The following is a 16,292-nucleotide window of genomic DNA, read 5'->3' as shown; positions in this document are numbered from 1 at the left end:
CGCGTCGAAAGCGGGGCCTCGGTCAGCGCGTTCCGCGCCTTTCTTCGTCTTCGACGATTTCCTCTCGCAACTTCCGTGCCCCACGTTCGGAGCGCACGTCCTGCGCGGGTGTTGTGCGCTTGGTCTGCACATAGCCGTAGATGAGAGCGCCTAGCAGCAGGAGCGCACCCGCCCCTGCGGCTATGCGATTATCCACCCAAACGGACAGTCCGAAGATTACCGCTACGGCGACGAGAATGAACATCAATCTTCCGGCCATTGGAATTTCCTTTCGGAAAATCAACGCGGCGCTTGGGTCAAGTTTCCGAAAAACCCCGACCATTACTTCGTGAAGAGCCGGTATGGGCAAGCACGCAAAAGGGGACAGGTTTCCCCGCCCCCCTTCTCGATATCGCTATCGCAGCGTTCAGAAGCTGAAGCTGAAGTTCACCGTCGCGCGGTCGTCGCGATAGGTGTCCTGTGCCACGCGGGCTTCCACAGCGGCGCCGATGGTGATCGGCCCGTTGCTGAAGTTCACGCCGCCGCGCACCTCGCCGTAGGAGGCATCGTGCAGGTTGACCGGCAGGTTGAGGTTCACGTGGGCAGCCTCGGCAAAGTGCAGGTCGATATCGGTGCTGTTACCGCTGAGGCGGCGCACATATTCGGCCTGGATCTCCGGCTGCACCACCCAGTCGCTGGCAAAGCCCATGCGGGTTTCGCCGGCGACCTTCAGGCCCGTGCGCCAGTCGACACCGGCACGGCTCACGCCGTCGACGGCCATGGCGAATTGCGCTCGGCTGTCCTGGAACCCGTCTACCGCATAGCGCGAATAACCGATGCGCGTGCGCGGGGTGAGCGTGAGGTCGCCCAGCTGGTGGTTGTAACCAAGCTCCACATCGGCAGCGTAGGAGCTGGCCGTGCTGTCGACCGCGAAACCGGCGGCGAGGCTGCTGTTCACGCGGCTGCTGGCATCGAGCTTGGTAAAGGCGAAGGACGCCTGCCCGCCGACATACATGCCGCCGCCAAGCTGGTGCGAACCGTAGAGCGCCATCTGGCTGGTATCGAGCGAGGCAAGCGCACCCGACATCTGCCGCTGCCCGCGCGAGTAACCGACTGCCGTGCCGACCACGCTGTCATCGTCGATCGCCATTTCCAGGCCCATCGCCATGTTCCAGGTGCCGCTCTGGTCGACGGCGTCCGTCCCGCCCAGTTCGTTCTTGCGATCATAACCGACGGACATGAAGCCGCTGATGTGATCTGGCAGGACCAGCCCTTCCATGTTGCCGCCATGGTAGTTGCTGGCAAACGACATCTGCGACGCGGCGGCAGGCGAAACCTCGCCCGTGCCGGTGTAGCCCGCGGTGGTACCCGACAGGCGGATACGCCCGGCGTTCTGCTTCTGGCCGAGCATGGACAGACGATCGCCCACCAGCGTGCGAACGTAGCTGCCCTGTCGCTCGTCGGAAACTGACAGGTTGCCCGTGGCGGCCACCGAGTTGGCACCGAAAGCAGCGGCCACATCAGCCGCACCCATCACGTCAATGGCACCGTAGATCCCGGATAGGTCGGCGTAGTTCGACATGCGCAGGCTGTCGAAGGCGTTGCCGAAGGCGAGCGCATACTGGTCGCTGATGCCACTGGTGGAGAGGTAGTTCACGAAGGAGCCGGCCTTGATCTCAGCCGTCACGTCGAACTCATTGTAGGTGAGTTCGGGATAGAGCACGCCCACGCCCATCGTCACCACGGTATCGAACTCGTTCTGCACGCCGCCCTCGGCAGTGAGGACTTCGAAGCTCTGGCCCCAGCGCGGGGTCTGACCCTTGGTGCCCAGCGCGAAAGCCGCGGTGCCGCCCAGCGAGGCGATCCCGGCGTTGTCGGCATCACCGACGATGGCCAGCGTGTCGCCGCCACGCTTCAGCAGGTCGAAAATCGTGACCGACGCGCTGGAGAGGATGACATCGCCCGCAATGGTGAGCGTGCCCGGCTTGCCGATGTCACCGGGTGCGATGATGCCCTGTGCCACCGTGAGGTAGGTCGGGTCGAAGAAGCCCGTGCCCGACAGGAAACCGGCGTTGATGAAGGCCTCACCCGTGCGCAGGCTGCCGTCGAGGTCGAGAAGGCCGCCGGTCTGCGTGTAGTCGCCCCAGACGAACAGATCACCACCGCCGCGCACAAGCAGGGCAGCCTGCCCTGCAATGTTCAGGCGGTCGATGGTCTTGCTGTCGCCGAGGATGGTTGCACCTGCCTGGTCCAGAGTCACCTCGTAGTAGCGCGCCTTGATGCCCTGCGAGGGATCGCCCACGACGTTGTCCGGCACGAAGCCGGTCGTGCCGGGTCCGCCGGGAACGTAAATGCTGTTCAGCCCCGTGCTTTCCAGCGGAACGCTGCCATCGGCAAGGTCGGTGCAATCGGCCTGGAAGCAGACTTCACCGAACTGCGGCGTCTCCCCGGAGATACCGGGCTGCGCGAAGCCCGGCAGGGCATTCTGAAGCTCACCGTCGACTTCTACGGCATAGGCCGGGTCCATATCCTGCACCCAGTGGTTGGGATTGTTCCAGTTGGATGTCCCGCCCTCTGCACTGACATAGACATAGCTGTTGTTCGCGACGATAGATTCCCAGAACATGAACAGCGGCTGGTAGAAGCTGGTCGTGCCGTAGCTGGAGGATGGCTGCGCGTCGAAGAAGCGCGAACCGCCCGACAAGACGCCGAGGATCACGGGAACGTCGAACTTCTCGTCTGCGATCAGCGGGCCGCCTGAGTCGCCCCCAGCGGTGGAGCCTTCATTGGGCAGCGCGGTGCCGTTGAACACGTCGAAATCGAAGCTGGTAACGCCGAAGCCCGCTTCGCCTTCCGGGCTGTCGAAATCGGTCTGATAGAGGTTTTGCGGAAGACCATAGTCACCGGGGCCGAACAACCACTCGTTCCGGTCGTTCAGCGAACCGAGGACGGAAACGACATTCTCGGCAATCCGGCGGCGAAAATCGACACCGTTGACGTCACCGGCCGAGCCCGTTCCCGAACGACCGTAGCCGTTGATCAGGACATGCGTCTCTTCGGTCAGGGGAGAGAACAGCATCGTCCAGATCGGTACGCCATCGGCGTGGGTATCGAGTGTGGCCAGCGCGACGTCGGCTTCGAGGAAGCCCAGTTCCACCGAACGCTGATCGTACCAGACCTGTTCTACGTTGTAGATATTGAGATCGGGGTTCGACTGGTACGGCGTGTTGCCGAACACGCCCAGCCAGTCGCGCGCGGCGGGGAGGTTGTCGGCACTGAAGCCGAAGCTGATCGGCACGCCGCCGCTGGCCGCACCGTAATCTTCGGCAGCAATATCGTTCACGCAGTGCGCCGCGAAGATGACCGTGCGCGGGTTGATGAGGGTGCCGGTGCAAAGGCCGACGGCGAACGAATTGGGATCGGGCTGCGTCACCATCTGGCCGACGCCGGTAACATCCTGCGTGGAATCGTACGCCCCTTCCGGCGGCGGCAGGAGCAGGTCAGTGCCATCCGTCACGACCACGCCGGATTCGTCCAGAACCTTGAGGCCGGCATGCTGGCCCGCACCCTGTGCGTGGGCGGCTTGTGCCAGCACGGCGGAAGCTGCGACGACGGAAATGGAGCCTGCAAGTTTTGTGACGAATGCGCGATTCATGGCCGGTGTCCCCTTTGGTGAGAAAGTCCCGGAGCACCATCGCCCCAAGAGACCCAATGAAGACCATGTGAACAGAAGTCGAAGATTATATCAACAGTAACTTGTTTAATTAACGCGTTCATCATGTTGATAAAGCGGAGAGATTAGCTGCTTGCCCAGCATTTCGGGCACGAGTGATCGCGATGCGAAAACCGTCAGATGATTGCCATCGCGGTAGAGCAAGATGCCGCCCTGTTCCGCCGGGCAGTTCGCGTCACACATGGCTATCAACGGATTGACGACAGTCACACCGGGCCTTTGGTCCAGCCTGCGCAGGATCGCCTGCGCGGGTGCCTCGCGCGCGGTTGCGGCGGAGAGAGGGACCGGTTCGAGCCCGGTAAGCCCGCCGAAGCGTGACGCGAGATAGCGGCCAGGAACGTCACTCCCCTGCTCGGGAATGCCGGCGACGATGATCACGCTCCTGCCGGTTGCGGTGATCTGACCGGCCAGGGTGCCAAGCGCCTCTTCCACTACCGCGGCCGCCCTGTCCGGCGATACCGGCTCGCCCGTTTGGACCGACACCAGCGGATCGTAGCTGCCACTTTCGCCGGGCGCGTTGGCTTGCGCGATGTGAGTGATCCAGCGCGCACCAAGGATTACCGTCCGGTAGGCATCGGGGCGCTCCTCCAGCAGGCGCACGGCAGCGGCGTTCATGGCAGCACAGTCCATGTCCTCACCGTGTTTTGCGCGCCGATAGCCAGGCAGCGGCGGGCAGCCGGTGGATACGGCAGCGGCCCCGGCGACACCGTTCTTTTTCAGCAGGTCGTCAAGGCCGGGCAGTAGCGAGGCCGCATGGCTGTCCCCCCACAGGAACACCTGCGGCTCGCGGCCGCTTGTGCCGAATTCACAAGGCGCCCCGGCCTCGCGCCAGCTTGCGCGGCATTGCTCCTCCAGCGCGCTGCGCGTCGTCGCCGCCTCTATTACCGCACGCGCGTCGGGCGCGCGCGACCAAGCCCCTTCGCTGCGGACCACGAGGCTGGCGATCCCGGCAATTGCCAGAGCCGCGAGGCCGCCCAGCACGAAGGCAGCGTTGCGTCCGATCACGGCCCTCTTGCCGCGTCGGCGCATCGGATGCTCGACCCAGTGCGTGCTCAGCCACGCCAGCAGGAGCGATGCAGCAAGGGCCAGCACGGTTGCAGGCACCGGAATCTCCACGCTGACATAGAGATGCCGTACCAGTACCAGCGCAGGCCAGTGCCACAGGTAGAGCGCGTAGGAGACGAGCCCCACCCACACCATCGGACCGAGGGAAAGGAGGCGGCTGGTCAGCGTCGCGTGATGCTGTCCAGCCCAGATGATCGCCGCTGCGCCCAGCACCGGGGCCAGCGCTGCCGCACCGGGAAAGGGCGTGGTCCCGTCGTAGCGATAGGTCGCGTAGGCGATGGCGAAGATTCCGAGCACACCGACCGCCTCGGCCAGCCAGCGCGGCAGGGCAATGCGGGCAACACCCAGCGCCAGCACGGCCCCCACGCCCAGCTCCCACGCGCGCGACTGGAGCAGGTAGAAGGCGCCCGTGGGCGTCGTATCCACCATGTGCACGCTCCAGGCGAAGGAAGCTGCCGTTGCCAGCACCGCCGCTGGCAGGGCGGCGCGGCGTCCTATCGTCCACACCAGCCACATGGCCAGCGGCACGGCGATGTAGAACTGCTCCTCCACCGCCAGCGACCAGGTGTGCAACAGCGGCTGGAATTCCGCATCGATGGCGAAGTAGTCGCTGCCTTCATTGCGGAAATGCAGGTTCGACCAGAACAGCGCCGCCGGGATCGCCGAGCGCGCGAGGTCGAGGTAGGCGGGCGGCGGCAGCAGGAACCAGCCGAGCGCGAAGCACGCCGCGATCACCAGGAACAGCGGCGGCAGGATGCGCCGCACGCGCCGTTCGTAAAACCCCGCCAGCGAGAACTCGCCCGCCTCCAGCTCTCGCGCCAGGATGCCGCAGATTAGGTAGCCGGAGATGACAAAGAACACGTCCACGCCGACGAACCCGCCGGCAAACCCCGGCACGCCGGCATGGCACAGGACCACCGCGAGAACGGCAACGGCGCGCAGACCATCGATATCGCGGCGGTATTCCATCGCCATGCGTTAGCAGACACCTTGGCAAAAAGAGAAAGGGCCGGAGAATTGCTTCCCCGGCCCTTTCGTTTTTCTAATGATCGGTAGGAAAGGGATTTCCCTTTTTGCGCTACCGCTTCGCTACTTGAGCGCGGGTTACGCTCCCTCGACTTCCGAAAGGTCGATCTTCAGGCCGGGGCCCATCGTGCTGGTGACGGACACCTTGCGCACGTACTTGCCCTTGGCGCCCGAGGGCTTCGCCTTGACGATGGCCTGGGTCAGCGCTTCGAAGTTCTTCTTCAGGTCTTCGTCCTTGAAGGAGAGCTTGCCGATGCCGGAGTGGATGATGCCCTGCTTTTCCACGCGGAATTCGACCTGGCCGCCCTTGGCGTCCTTCACGGCCTGTTCCACGTTCGGGGTGACGGTGCCCAGCTTCGGGTTCGGCATCAGGCCCTTGGGACCCAGCACCTTACCGAGACGGCCGACGACGCCCATCATGTCCGGCGTGGCGATCACGCGGTCATAATCGAGGTTACCGTTCTGCATGTCTTCCATCAGGTCTTCGGCGCCAACCTTGTCGGCACCGGCGGCCAGAGCCTTCTCGGCATTGTCGCCGCGTGCGAACACGGCAACCTTCACGTCCTTGCCCGTGCCGCCCGGCAGCGAGACCATGCCGCGCACCATCTGGTCTGCGTGGCGCGGATCGACGCCCAGGTTCATGGCGACTTCGACGGTCTCGTCGAACTTGGCCTTGTGCTCGCGCAGCGTGGCGAGTGCCTCGTCGACGGTGTAGAGCTTTTCGCTGTCCAGCTCGGCCAGCGTCTTCTGCTTCTTGGTAAGCGTTGCCATGGTCTTAGCCCTCCACCACTTCGATGCCCATCGAACGGGCGGAACCGGCGATGATCTTCACGGCCTGGTCCTTGTCGTTCGCATTGAGGTCGGCCATCTTCTGCTCGGCGATCTCGGCCAGCTGGCTGGTCTTGATCGTGCCGATGATGTCCTTGCCCGGCTCCTTGGAACCCGACTTGATCTTCATCGCCTTCTTGATGAGGAAGCTGGCGGGCGGGCTCTTGGTGACGAAGGTGAACGAACGGTCGGCATAGACCGTGATCTTCGTCGGGATCGGGGCGCCCTTTTCAAGGTCCTGCGTGGCGGCGTTGAAAGCCTTGCAGAATTCCATGATGTTCACGCCGCGCTGACCCAGCGCAGGGCCGATCGGCGGGGACGGGTTGGCGGTGCCGGCGGGCACCTGAAGGTTGATGTAACCTTCGATCTTCTTGGCCATGGTGGCCTCCTTTTCTCACTGTTGCCACGGCGGTTCAGGCCGAAGCTCATGTTAAGCGGTTCAGCGCCGATCGTAAGGACCGGCTCCCGCGCGGATTTCCAAGCTGTAAGCTGGGAAGGCGCGCACATAGCGAAATCGGCGAAAGATGCAAGGGCCTTGCACCTTGCGCCGCAGGTGACGTGGAACGCCCAGGTGGCGCTTTTGAAAAATCGCATTTTGCCTGATTTCTTCATTCAAACAAGCAGATAGGCGAATTCCGCCTGTTGGACGTGTAACCTTCCGGCTGCGGCTCGGTTTTCCGGTGAGCAGGAAGTGTGGGAACGGCTTTTTCGGCATGACCCCGGCAATGGCAGGTCGCGGCCGATGTAGGAAAGTCTGCGCCCGTCCCTTGCGCGTCGCGATTCCCGGGTCCAGAAACCCGGCAATACACAGGGGATCGTATTGACCAACCAGACACCTGCCGCGCCCGGCGCATCGGCAACACCCGCAGACCGGCTCAAGCAGGCAATCGGCTGGCCGCTCTTCATCGCCCAGTTCATAACCGTGGCGCTCGCCTATTTCCTCGGCAGCCTGCTGCCGTTGCTGCCCGCCCTGTTCGAAACGATCACGACGGCGATGGAGAACCCCGGCGCCGGAACCGTCGAACCGGATCTCGGCTCGGCCACTGTCGCGTTCACCGTGGTCTGCAGCGCCGTGGTCGGTATCTTCATCGCGTGGCTGTGGCTGCGGCGCGAGGGGCGATGGGCCGAAGCGATCCGTCTGGAAGCGCCTGCCAACTGGCGCTCCACCCTTGCCTGGGCCGCACTGGGCCTCGGCGTAACGCTGCTGATCTTCGCGCTGGGCGCGCCGGTGACGGAGGCCCTCGGCCTCGAGGCACCGGACCCCGCTTTCATCCTCGATCTCGTGACCGAGAGCCCCGCCATGCTGGCGCTGTGGATCGTCGCGGTCGCGTGGTTTGCCGCAGGCTTCGGGGAGGAAGTGCTCTACCGCGGTTTCCTGATGGACCGGCTGGAGCGAGTGGCGGGACTGCGCGGTCGGCCTTGGGCTGTGCTGGTGATCCAGGCGCTGCTGTTCGGCCTGCCGCATGCCTACCAGGGCCTCGGCGGCATGCTGGTAACGGCAACGGTCGGCTTCTGGCTTGGCTATATCCGCAATCGCTGCGGCGGAAACCTGTGGGCCGCGATCATCGCCCATGCCGCGGTGGACACGGTTTCGATGAGCCTCGCCTATGCCGACAAGCTGGGCTGGATGACCGGATAGCACTTCGGCGAAGGCTTCCGCCGAAGATGTCCCGCCGTCAGAACCAGAACCGCAGGCCGAGCAGAACGGCCACGCCATCCGGATCGTCTCCGGCAGCGCGGATGAAATCTGCCGTCTGCCCGGTCGCGGCCTCGTATTCCACGCCGATGTAGGGGGCAAATTCGGGCACGAATTCGTAGCGTAATCGCGCGCCCACCTCGACCTTGGACAGGCCCGCGCCCACGCCGCGTTCGGGAATGTCCTGCGCGGACAGTTCCGCCTCGATACGCGGTTGCAGGATCAGCTTCTGCGTGAACTTCATGTCATGCTCGGCCTCGATCCGCGCGGTGATATCGCCGTCGTCGGACACGAAGGCCGCTGCGTCGAAGTGGATCATGTAGGGCGCAAGGCCCGCAACGCCGACGGCAAGGTGCGCCGTGGTTTGCGGCTCCACGTTCACGCGCACCCCGGCCTGGAGGTCGACGAAGGGGCCGATGGCGTGGCCCCACAACAGCTGCATCTCGGCATCCTCGACGGCGCCGCTATCCAGTTCACCCTCGCCTTCCGTCTTGAGCACGACCTTGTCGATGGACGTGCCGTACCAGGCGCTGACGTCCCACAAGTAGGCGTCGTGCCCGTCGGAAAGCCGCGCTTCCAGCCGCTCGGCCAGCACCGTGCCGGTGGTCATGTTGCCGTGGGATACGTGGTTGTAGGCGCGGGCGGCAGCCATGCGTTCGTGGTCGAAGAATAGCTCGGCGGCGTGGGCCGGCCCCTCGAAAGCGCGCGGCGGAGGCGGGCCTTCGGGGATTTCCATGCCGCCGTGGTTCATCTGCGAATGGTCCATCTCGCCGTGATCCATCTCGCCGTGGTTCATGGACGAGTGGTCCATTCCCTCATGTTGCGAGCGATCCATCCCGTCGTGCTGCGAGTGGTCCATCTGGCCATGCGCGGAATGATCCTCCTGCGCCGGAGCGTCGTGGCTTTCGTGCGCGGAATGGTCCTGCGCGGCGGCGGGTGCGGCGATCAGCGCGGCGGTGGCGAAAAGCAGGACGCGCATCACACTTCTCCCTCCTCTGGGAAGGGTCGCACGGTGACGGTCTGCATCATGCCTGCATGCATGTGATAGAGCAGGTGACAGTGAAAGGCCCAGTCGCCCGGCTCGTTCGCCGTCAGGTCGAACGTTGCCGTGCCGCCGGGTTGCACCACCACCGTGTGCTTCAGCGGCTGGTTCATCATCCCGGCACCGTTCACCAGCTCGAAGAAATGGCCGTGCAGGTGGATGGGGTGGGCCATCATGGTGTCGTTCACCAGTTTAACCCGCACGCGCTCGTCATAACCGAAGCGGATCGGATCGTCGGTGACGGCGCTGAACTGCTTGCCGTCGAACGACCACATGTAGCGTTCCATGTTCCCGGTGAGGTGGATCTCCAAGCTGCGCGTTGGCATCCGGTGCGGGTTGGCGTTCTTCGCCTTCAGGTCGGTATAGCGCAGCACGCGGTGGTCCACGGTGTCGAGGCCAAGGCCGGGGAAGTCCATGCGGTCCATCGGCATAGGGGCAACCATGTCGATGCCGGGGCCAACTTTAACATCATCCGGCAGCAACGAGACGTCGCGCATGGAATGGTCCATATCGCCGGAGCCGTGATCCATGCCGGAATGGTCCATCCCTTCCATCGAACCCATGCCCATATCGGCCATGGTCAGCGTCACCGGCTCGCGCAGTGGCGGCGCTTCGGCCTTGTGGCCCGCGTGCGAGGTGAGGCTGGCGATCCCCATGCCGGAGCGGTCCATCGCCTCTGCCACGAAAGCGTGGCTGCCGTCGCTGGGCTGGACGATCACGTCGTAGGTTTCGGCAACGCCGATCTGGAACTCGTCCACCGGCACCGGGTCCACTTCCTGCCCGTCGGCGGCGATCACGGTCATTTCCACGCCGGGAATGCGGACATTGAAGAACGTCATGGCGGAGCCGTTGATGATCCGCAGGCGCACCCGCTCACCCGGCTCGAACAGGAATTCGAGATCGTCAGCGGGGCCGTGTCCGTTGACGAGGAAGGTGTAGGTCGCGCCCGTCACGTCCGAGATATCGCGCGGATTCATCCGCATTGCGCCCCACATGAGGCGATCCTCGAGGCTCATCTCGCCGCTGCCGACCGTCATCATCTGGCGGTTGAAATAGTGTTCGCCCACATGGAGCATCCGCGCGATCTCGTGCGGGTGGCGCGGGGTAAACTCGCTCAGCAGCACGACATAGTCACGGTCATAGCGCGGGTCCGGCATGTGATGGGCGTGCTCGCCCTCGATCACGATGGGGCCGTAATGCCCCGCCTGTTCCTGCAGGCCGGAATGACTGTGCCACCAGTAGGTGCCCGACTGACGCACCGGGAAGGTGTACTGAAACGTCTCGCCCGGACGGATGCCGGGGAAGCTGACGCCGGGCACACCGTCGAACTGGAACGGCAGCAGCAGGCCGTGCCAGTGGATCGAGCTGTCCTCCTCGAGGTTGTTGGTGACGTTCAGCGTCACGTCCTGCCCTTCGCGCAGGCGGATCAGCGGACCGGGCACCGTGCCGTTCACGGCGATTGCGTGGCCGCTGCGCCCGCCGGTGCTGAAGTGGTGGTCGCCGATAGACAGGTCGATCGTATCGCCCGAAAGCTCACCGAAACCCTGCCGCGCATGGGTGAGCGACTGTCCGCGTGCCCAAGAGGGGATGGCGAGGCCTGCAGCGGCTAGCGCGCCGGTGCCCAGTAGGCCGCGCCGGGATATGAGGGGTTGCTTCATGCAGGCTACCTACATACCCTAGGGGGGTATTTCAATAAAGGACGAAAGCACGTGGTCCAGCAAACCAAGTCACTGATAAACCGCCTCGGCCGGATCGAGGGACAGGTGCGCGGCGTGCGCGCAATGGTGGATCAGGATCGCTACTGCATCGACATCCTGCACCAGATCCAGGCGGTGAAAGCCGCCCTCGCGAAGGCCGAGGACGAGATTCTCAAGACCCACGCTTCGCATTGCGTGGCAGAGGCCATCGCGTCGGGCGATGCCGAGGAACAGCGCGCCAAGTTCGGGGAACTGGTGGACCTGTTCGCGAAAGCAAAGCGCTAGCGCCAGCGGAAGGAGGCACCATGAAATCGGAGGGAAACTACAAGCGCTTCATGGCGATGGTGGGCACGTCCACGCTCATCATGCTGGGGCTGATGTATCTCAACACCTACGTGATCGACCATGTCTTCTGGAGCGAGACGCGCTTCTGGATGATGTTCGTGATGGGCGCGGTCATGGCCGTGGTCATGCTCGCTTTCATGTGGGGCATGTACAGGAACAAGGCGAAGAACTGGTTCATCATCGGCGTGGCCGTGGTGACGTTCGCACTCTCGCTGTTCCTCGTGCGAAGCCAGACAACGATCGACGACAGCGACTACATGTCGGCCATGATCCCGCACCACTCGATCGCGATCATGACCAGCGAGCGTGCAGGCATCGAGGACGTGCGCGTGCGCAAGCTGGCGAACGACATCATCCGCGCCCAGCGCCGCGAGATCGACGAGATGCGCTGGCTGCTGGAGGATATCGACGCGAACGGCGTGGCCGCGACGCAGGCCGAAGCCGAGGCGCGCGCGGTTCCCGAGTTCGAAGCAGAAGTGAATCCGGGCACGCCGACACCGAGCGAATAGCAGCGGCTAGGTGGGCGTCGACACCTTCATCAGCACTAGGCCCGATACGATTAGGATCGCCGCCAGCACGCGCGAGGCGCTCAGCGCTTCTCCGAACCAGACGATGCCGACGATGAACGCGCCGACCGCGCCGATCCCGGTCCAGATCATGTAGGCCGTGCCCAGGGGCAGGACCCTGAGGGACCATGCCAGCAGGCCGAAGCTCAGCAGCATGGTGACGACCATCACGATCGTCGGCCAGATGCGCGTAAATCCGTCCGACTGCTTCATCGCAGTCGCCCACGCGATTTCGAACAAACCTGCAAAGAAAAGCGCGATCCAGGCCACGGGAACCTCCTTTTTCGCCGGGCCGTCCCGGTCTTGAAAACAAAGGCGAGAACGTGGTCTTCGCGAGGGCGCAGTTAGTGATCGGTCGATGGCCCGTCAATCCGGGGCCGGATCGAAAGCGCAGGGCAGGCCGCAGCCCGCCCTACTGTCTTACTTGACCAGTTCGACCTGCTCGAAGTCCAGTTCCACAGGCGTTGCGCGGCCGAAGATGGACACGCTGACCTTGACCTTGGCCTTGTCGAAATCGAGCTCTTCCACCACGCCGTTGAAGCTGGCGAAGGGGCCTTCCAGCACCTTGACCTGGTCGCCGATCTCGTAATCGACGTGCACGTCCTTCTTGGGTGCGGACTTGGCCTCTTCCACGCCGCCGAAATAACGCGCGGCTTCCTTTTCGGAAATCGGCTGCGGCTTGTTGTTGTTGCCGAGGAAGCCGGTCACCTTGGGGGTGTTCTTGACGAGGTGGTACACGTCGTCGGTCATGTTCAGCTTGGCCAGCACGTAGCCGGGCATGAACTTGCGCTCCACCTGCACCTTCTTGCCGCGCTTGATCTCGGTCACGGTTTCGGTGGGGACTTCCACTTCCTCCACGCCTTCGGACAGGCCGAGGCGTTCTGCTTCGGAAAGGATCGCGTCGCGCACCTTGTTCTCGAAACCGGAATAGGCGTGGATGATATACCAGCGGGCAGCCATGGATCTCTCTTTTCTAACCTGAACTGTTGAGCGGGACGTCTATCAGAGCAGCGCGAGGAGCTGCTGCACGACCCAGCCGAACACCGAATCGACGCCGAGGAAGAACAGCGACAGGATCACCACCAGGATGAACACGAAGATCGCGGTGCGCACCGTCTCTTCGCGCGTGGGCCACACCACCTTCGAGGTTTCCGAACGTACCTGGCGAATGAATTCGCCCGGCGTCGGCTTCTTCGCGGGAGTGGCAACTTTCTTCGGTTCTTCGGCCATGGTCGGTCCGTCGCTTGTTCGATTGAAACTTTATGTCGTGGCTTCCGGGTAGGGCTCCTCGCCGCCCCGATCTGCTGATCGGGAGGGGCTGGCGAAGTTTCCAATGTCGGAAGACGGCTGGCTATTTAGGCGCGGGCGTTATGCTTGGCAAGGCTTTGCAGACCTCTTCCGCGTCACGGATCGGTTACAAATGTAACGTGGGGGCTATGCAGCGGGCCATGCCGCCGATAGCACTATGCGCTTCATCGAAGGGACGCATGAGGGTTTAGGGACATAGATGGCAGCTCCGACTGAAGTTTCGCTGGGGGATCGACTGGTCGCACCGGTCACCAACATTTCCGACCTGTTGTGGGGCGGCACCTGGGAAGGCGCCGAAGTCATCCCCTTCCCGCCGCTGGCACTGATCCTGCTGGGGGCAGGCGTCTGGTTCATGGTGGGGCTGCGGTTCTATCCGCTGGTGAAGCTGGGCAGCGCGATCAAGGGTCTGTTTGCGGGCCGCAAGGGCGAAGGCGCTGGCGAGATCTCGCCCTTCGCCGCTCTTTCCACCGCGCTTTCCGGGCAGGTGGGCACCGGCAACCTCGCGGGCGTTGCCACTGCCATCGCGCTGGGCGGACCCGGCGCGATCTTCTGGATGTGGATCACCGCGCTGTTTGGCATGGCGCTGGCCTTTGCGGAAGGATCGCTGGCGATCCGTTACCGCGAGAAGACATCGGACGGCGTCTATCGCGGCGGCCCGATGAGCTACATCATGATGGGCCTCGGCCCCAAATGGACGTGGCTGGCAGTGGTGTTCTGTATCGGCACGTTGTTCTCCGCGCTCGTCACCGGCAACTCGATCCAGGCGAACGCCGTGGCCGACGGTCTGCAGGAACTGTTCGGGCTGGAGGAATGGCTGGGCGGCCTGATCGTCGCCATCCTGGTGTTCATCGTCATCATCGGCGGCATCAAGTCCATCGGCCGCGTGGCCGAGAGCGTGGTGCCGTTCATGGCGCTGGCCTACATCGTCATGGCGGTGATCGCGCTGATCCTGAACTTCGAGGACCTTGGCGAAACATTCGCGCTGATCTTCGACGGGGCGTTCAATCCGCAGAGCGCGGTGGGCGGCTTCACTGGCGCTGCCATCATCATGGCGATCCGCGCAGGCGTTGCCCGCGGCTTGTTCTCGAACGAAGCAGGGCAGGGTTCCACCCCCATCGCCCACGCCGTGGCGCAGACCAACGATCCCGAACAGCAGGGCCGCATGGCGATGCTGGGCACCTTCATCGACACCATCGTGATCTGCACCATGACGGCGCTGGTGATCCTGACCGTGCGCGGCGATTTCACCGCAGGCGGAGAAGCCGTGCTGCACGCCTGGCAGTCGGACCGCGTGGGCTTCGAGATGACCAGCGGCGCCTTTGCTGCGGCCTTCCCGGTGCTGATCGGCTCCATCCCCATTGGCACGCTTGTGGCATCGGTGGTGCTGATCCTGTTCGTGTTCACCACCCTGCTGACGTGGTCCTACTACGGCGAGCGGGCGATCACCTTCATCTACGACCGGGTCAAAGGCTCCAACCGGGCGGGCGAGAAGAAGCTGCACATGGCCTGGCGCGTGCTGTGGTGCGTGGTGATCTTCATCGGCGCGGCGCAGCCCAGCGAACTGGTCTGGCGCCTGGGTGACATTTCCAACGCCACAATGCTGCTGCCAAACATCTTCGCCCTGCTGCTGCTGAGTGGCGTGGTGTTCAAGCTGGCAAGGGGCCAGCGCAACGCCGGGCCGGACCACCACGCGGATACGCCGGAAGAGCCTGAGGAATACTGAGAGTAGAACGACGCAAAAAGGGCCGGGGAGCAGATCGCTTCCCGGCCCTTTTCATTTGGTATCGGTGTCGGCGTCAGTGACGCCCGAACAGGCGTTCGAAGAAGCCGGGTTCTTCCATCGGCTGGATCTTGCCGTGCGACATTGCACGAAAGCTCGCGTCACTGTGGAAGCGCGGGCTGCTCCAGCTATCGGGTTTGCTACTGCGAAAGATTCTGGCCATGCCGGTATCCTTTCCGTCGAAACATGGCGAGATAACTCTCCATGCCGCGCGGCGGTTCCCGTGTGCGGGACGGCACCGCAATGGCAGGACTATGGGCGAACCCGGCGATTCTCGCGAAATGGGAGCTGTGGGTAACTGTGGATTGACGCAAGAATGATCGTTCGCTCGCGGAGCGGCATGTGCGGACTTCGGGCCGTCCGATGCGTCTTTATCCAACCTATTTGCCCTCCAAGGCCTCCAGGAGCTTCTCGGCCGCAGGTTCGCTGGAGGGCGGGTTCTGGCCCGTGATCAGCAGTCCGTCTCGCACTACGTAGGGTTCGAAGACACCTTGCTTCGAGAAAGTACCGCCCTTCTCGATCAGGACGTCCTCCAGCAGGAAAGGGACGACATCGGTCAAACCGACCGCGTCTTCTTCCTGGTTGGTGAAGCCGGTGATCTTGCGGCCCTTTACGATCGGATCGCCGTTCGGCGCCGTGACGTTCTTCAGCACTGCTGGCGCATGGCAAACGAGCGCGACGGGTTTCGCGGCAGTCAGCGCATCTTCGATGATAGCTTTCGAAACTGCGCTTTCGGCCAGATCCCATAGCGGGCCGTGTCCTCCAGGATAGAAGACGCCATCGAAAGCCGACACATCGATCGTATCGAGCTTCTCGGTCGAGGCGAGATGCGCCTGCGCGGCCTCGTCTTCCTTGAAGCGCCTGGTGGCATCGGTCTGCGCATCGGGCGTGTCCGACTTGGGGTCGAGCGGCGGCTGCCCGCCGGCAGGGCTGGCAAGCGTTATTTCGTGGCCGGCGTCCTTGAGGACATAATAGGGGGCGGCAAATTCTTCGAGCCAGAAGCCGGTTTTCTCGCCGGTGTCCCCCAGTTTGTCGTGGCTGGTAAGAACCATCAGGATTTTCATGCGCTTAATTTCCCTTCGTTGGGATCTCGGATTGACACGAGATCGCGGGTCTCACCGCTCGAACACGCGACCGGGCGGGTTGTTTCCGCATCTGGCGTTTGTGCGCTGCGGAACCGAACGCGGAGCGGGGGATATTCGATGCGATGGGTCGCCTCTTCATGGA

The 16,292-nt window shown here is 63.6% G+C and carries 17 protein-coding genes; 4 read left to right on the top strand and 13 right to left on the bottom strand.

The window, feature by feature from the left end:
* Nucleotides 1–22: 22 nt before the first annotated feature.
* From D4Q51_RS09645 to D4Q51_RS15730, 6 genes are all read right to left on the bottom strand, one after another.
* Complete coding sequence (locus D4Q51_RS09645) at nt 23–259, bottom strand: hypothetical protein (protein WP_162925281.1); 237 nt, start codon at nt 257–259, stop codon at nt 23–25.
* A gap of 147 nt (nt 260–406) precedes the next feature.
* A complete protein-coding gene (locus D4Q51_RS09640) occupies nt 407–3,634 on the bottom strand; it encodes an autotransporter outer membrane beta-barrel domain-containing protein (protein ID WP_120077558.1) in 3,228 nt (1,075 codons plus the stop codon).
* Nucleotides 3,635–3,739: 105 nt separating this feature from the next.
* On the bottom strand, nt 3,740–5,752 hold the full coding sequence (locus D4Q51_RS09635; RefSeq protein ID WP_120077557.1) for an acyltransferase family protein: 2,013 nt from the start codon (nt 5,750–5,752) through the stop codon (nt 3,740–3,742).
* Nucleotides 5,753–5,881: 129 nt separating this feature from the next.
* Complete coding sequence (gene rplA, locus D4Q51_RS09630; protein WP_120077556.1) at nt 5,882–6,574, bottom strand: 50S ribosomal protein L1; 693 nt, start codon at nt 6,572–6,574, stop codon at nt 5,882–5,884.
* 4 nt (nt 6,575–6,578) lie between these two features.
* The gene (gene rplK, locus D4Q51_RS09625) at nt 6,579–7,010 is read right to left on the bottom strand and encodes a 50S ribosomal protein L11 (protein ID WP_120077555.1); all 432 of its coding nucleotides are present in this window, start codon (nt 7,008–7,010) and stop codon (nt 6,579–6,581) included.
* A gap of 60 nt (nt 7,011–7,070) precedes the next feature.
* Complete coding sequence (locus D4Q51_RS15730) at nt 7,071–7,346, bottom strand: hypothetical protein (RefSeq protein ID WP_162925280.1); 276 nt, start codon at nt 7,344–7,346, stop codon at nt 7,071–7,073.
* A gap of 105 nt (nt 7,347–7,451) precedes the next feature.
* Here D4Q51_RS15730 and D4Q51_RS09620 point away from each other — a divergent pair, with 105 nt between their 5' ends.
* On the top strand, nt 7,452–8,270 hold the full coding sequence (locus D4Q51_RS09620; RefSeq protein ID WP_120077554.1) for a CPBP family glutamic-type intramembrane protease: 819 nt from the start codon (nt 7,452–7,454) through the stop codon (nt 8,268–8,270).
* A 37-nt stretch (nt 8,271–8,307) separates the two neighbouring features.
* Here D4Q51_RS09620 and D4Q51_RS09615 read toward each other — a convergent pair whose 3' ends face one another.
* Both D4Q51_RS09615 and D4Q51_RS09610 read right to left on the bottom strand, forming a co-directional pair.
* Entirely contained in the window at nt 8,308–9,306 is a 999-nt protein-coding gene (locus tag D4Q51_RS09615) for a copper resistance protein B (RefSeq protein WP_120077553.1), read from the bottom strand.
* Nucleotides 9,306–11,027 carry a copper resistance system multicopper oxidase gene (locus D4Q51_RS09610; RefSeq protein ID WP_120077552.1) on the bottom strand — a complete coding sequence of 574 codons (1,722 nt, stop codon included), beginning with the start codon at nt 11,025–11,027 and terminating at the stop codon, nt 9,306–9,308. Before D4Q51_RS09610 ends, D4Q51_RS09615 begins: the two co-directional genes overlap by 1 nt.
* Nucleotides 11,028–11,078: 51 nt before the next feature.
* On the opposite strand from D4Q51_RS09610, the gene D4Q51_RS09605 reads away from it, so the two are divergent.
* Complete coding sequence (locus tag D4Q51_RS09605; protein ID WP_120077551.1) at nt 11,079–11,351, top strand: metal-sensitive transcriptional regulator; 273 nt, start codon at nt 11,079–11,081, stop codon at nt 11,349–11,351.
* A gap of 20 nt (nt 11,352–11,371) precedes the next feature.
* A complete protein-coding gene (locus tag D4Q51_RS09600) occupies nt 11,372–11,920 on the top strand; it encodes a DUF305 domain-containing protein (RefSeq protein WP_120077550.1) in 549 nt (182 codons plus the stop codon).
* 6 nt (nt 11,921–11,926) lie between these two features.
* Here the strand turns inward: D4Q51_RS09600 and D4Q51_RS09595 are convergent, their stop codons facing one another.
* The 3 genes from D4Q51_RS09595 to secE form a co-directional block, all read right to left on the bottom strand.
* Entirely contained in the window at nt 11,927–12,247 is a 321-nt protein-coding gene (locus D4Q51_RS09595) for a DMT family transporter (protein ID WP_120077549.1), read from the bottom strand.
* 150 nt (nt 12,248–12,397) lie between these two features.
* Nucleotides 12,398–12,937 carry a transcription termination/antitermination protein NusG gene (gene nusG / locus D4Q51_RS09590; RefSeq protein WP_120077548.1) on the bottom strand — a complete coding sequence of 180 codons (540 nt, stop codon included), beginning with the start codon at nt 12,935–12,937 and terminating at the stop codon, nt 12,398–12,400.
* Between the two features lie 42 nt (nt 12,938–12,979).
* The gene (secE, locus tag D4Q51_RS09585; protein ID WP_120077547.1) at nt 12,980–13,207 is read right to left on the bottom strand and encodes a preprotein translocase subunit SecE; all 228 of its coding nucleotides are present in this window, start codon (nt 13,205–13,207) and stop codon (nt 12,980–12,982) included.
* A 277-nt stretch (nt 13,208–13,484) separates the two neighbouring features.
* Here secE and D4Q51_RS09580 point away from each other — a divergent pair, with 277 nt between their 5' ends.
* Nucleotides 13,485–15,008: an alanine/glycine:cation symporter family protein gene (locus D4Q51_RS09580; protein ID WP_120077546.1), complete on the top strand. Its 1,524-nt coding sequence runs from the start codon at nt 13,485–13,487 to the stop codon at nt 15,006–15,008.
* A 73-nt stretch (nt 15,009–15,081) separates the two neighbouring features.
* Here D4Q51_RS09580 and D4Q51_RS15725 read toward each other — a convergent pair whose 3' ends face one another.
* Both D4Q51_RS15725 and D4Q51_RS09575 read right to left on the bottom strand, forming a co-directional pair.
* Nucleotides 15,082–15,228 carry a hypothetical protein gene (locus D4Q51_RS15725; protein ID WP_162925279.1) on the bottom strand — a complete coding sequence of 49 codons (147 nt, stop codon included), beginning with the start codon at nt 15,226–15,228 and terminating at the stop codon, nt 15,082–15,084.
* A gap of 217 nt (nt 15,229–15,445) precedes the next feature.
* On the bottom strand, nt 15,446–16,129 hold the full coding sequence (locus D4Q51_RS09575) for a type 1 glutamine amidotransferase domain-containing protein (RefSeq protein ID WP_120077545.1): 684 nt from the start codon (nt 16,127–16,129) through the stop codon (nt 15,446–15,448).
* Nucleotides 16,130–16,292 lie beyond the last annotated feature (163 nt).

The organism is Aurantiacibacter odishensis (assembly GCF_003605195.1).
GTDB classification, from domain to species: Bacteria; Pseudomonadota; Alphaproteobacteria; order Sphingomonadales; family Sphingomonadaceae; genus Alteraurantiacibacter; species Alteraurantiacibacter odishensis.
Note: the sequence above shows the minus strand (reverse complement) of the source record. Positions and strands in the feature narration are given on the sequence as shown.

Bases quoted from the DNA above. Each gene is read 5' to 3' on its own strand.
- D4Q51_RS09635 (WP_120077557.1), bottom strand. From the start codon at position 5,752: ATGGCGATGGAATACCGCCGCGATATCGATGGTCTGCGCGCCGTTGCC.
- D4Q51_RS09610 (WP_120077552.1), bottom strand. From the start codon at position 11,027: ATGAAGCAACCCCTCATATCCCGGCGCGGCCTACTGGGCACCGGCGCG.
- D4Q51_RS15730 (WP_162925280.1), bottom strand. From the start codon at position 7,346: ATGCCGAAAAAGCCGTTCCCACACTTCCTGCTCACCGGAAAACCGAGC.
- D4Q51_RS09580 (WP_120077546.1), top strand. From the start codon at position 13,485: ATGGCAGCTCCGACTGAAGTTTCGCTGGGGGATCGACTGGTCGCACCG.
- D4Q51_RS09575 (WP_120077545.1), bottom strand. From the start codon at position 16,129: ATGAAAATCCTGATGGTTCTTACCAGCCACGACAAACTGGGGGACACC.
- rplA (WP_120077556.1), bottom strand. From the start codon at position 6,574: ATGGCAACGCTTACCAAGAAGCAGAAGACGCTGGCCGAGCTGGACAGC.
- rplK (WP_120077555.1), bottom strand. From the start codon at position 7,010: ATGGCCAAGAAGATCGAAGGTTACATCAACCTTCAGGTGCCCGCCGGC.
- secE (WP_120077547.1), bottom strand. From the start codon at position 13,207: ATGGCCGAAGAACCGAAGAAAGTTGCCACTCCCGCGAAGAAGCCGACG.
- D4Q51_RS15725 (WP_162925279.1), bottom strand. From the start codon at position 15,228: ATGGCCAGAATCTTTCGCAGTAGCAAACCCGATAGCTGGAGCAGCCCG.
- D4Q51_RS09615 (WP_120077553.1), bottom strand. From the start codon at position 9,306: ATGCGCGTCCTGCTTTTCGCCACCGCCGCGCTGATCGCCGCACCCGCC.
- D4Q51_RS09640 (WP_120077558.1), bottom strand. From the start codon at position 3,634: ATGAATCGCGCATTCGTCACAAAACTTGCAGGCTCCATTTCCGTCGTC.
- nusG (WP_120077548.1), bottom strand. From the start codon at position 12,937: ATGGCTGCCCGCTGGTATATCATCCACGCCTATTCCGGTTTCGAGAAC.
- D4Q51_RS09645 (WP_162925281.1), bottom strand. From the start codon at position 259: ATGGCCGGAAGATTGATGTTCATTCTCGTCGCCGTAGCGGTAATCTTC.
- D4Q51_RS09600 (WP_120077550.1), top strand. From the start codon at position 11,372: ATGAAATCGGAGGGAAACTACAAGCGCTTCATGGCGATGGTGGGCACG.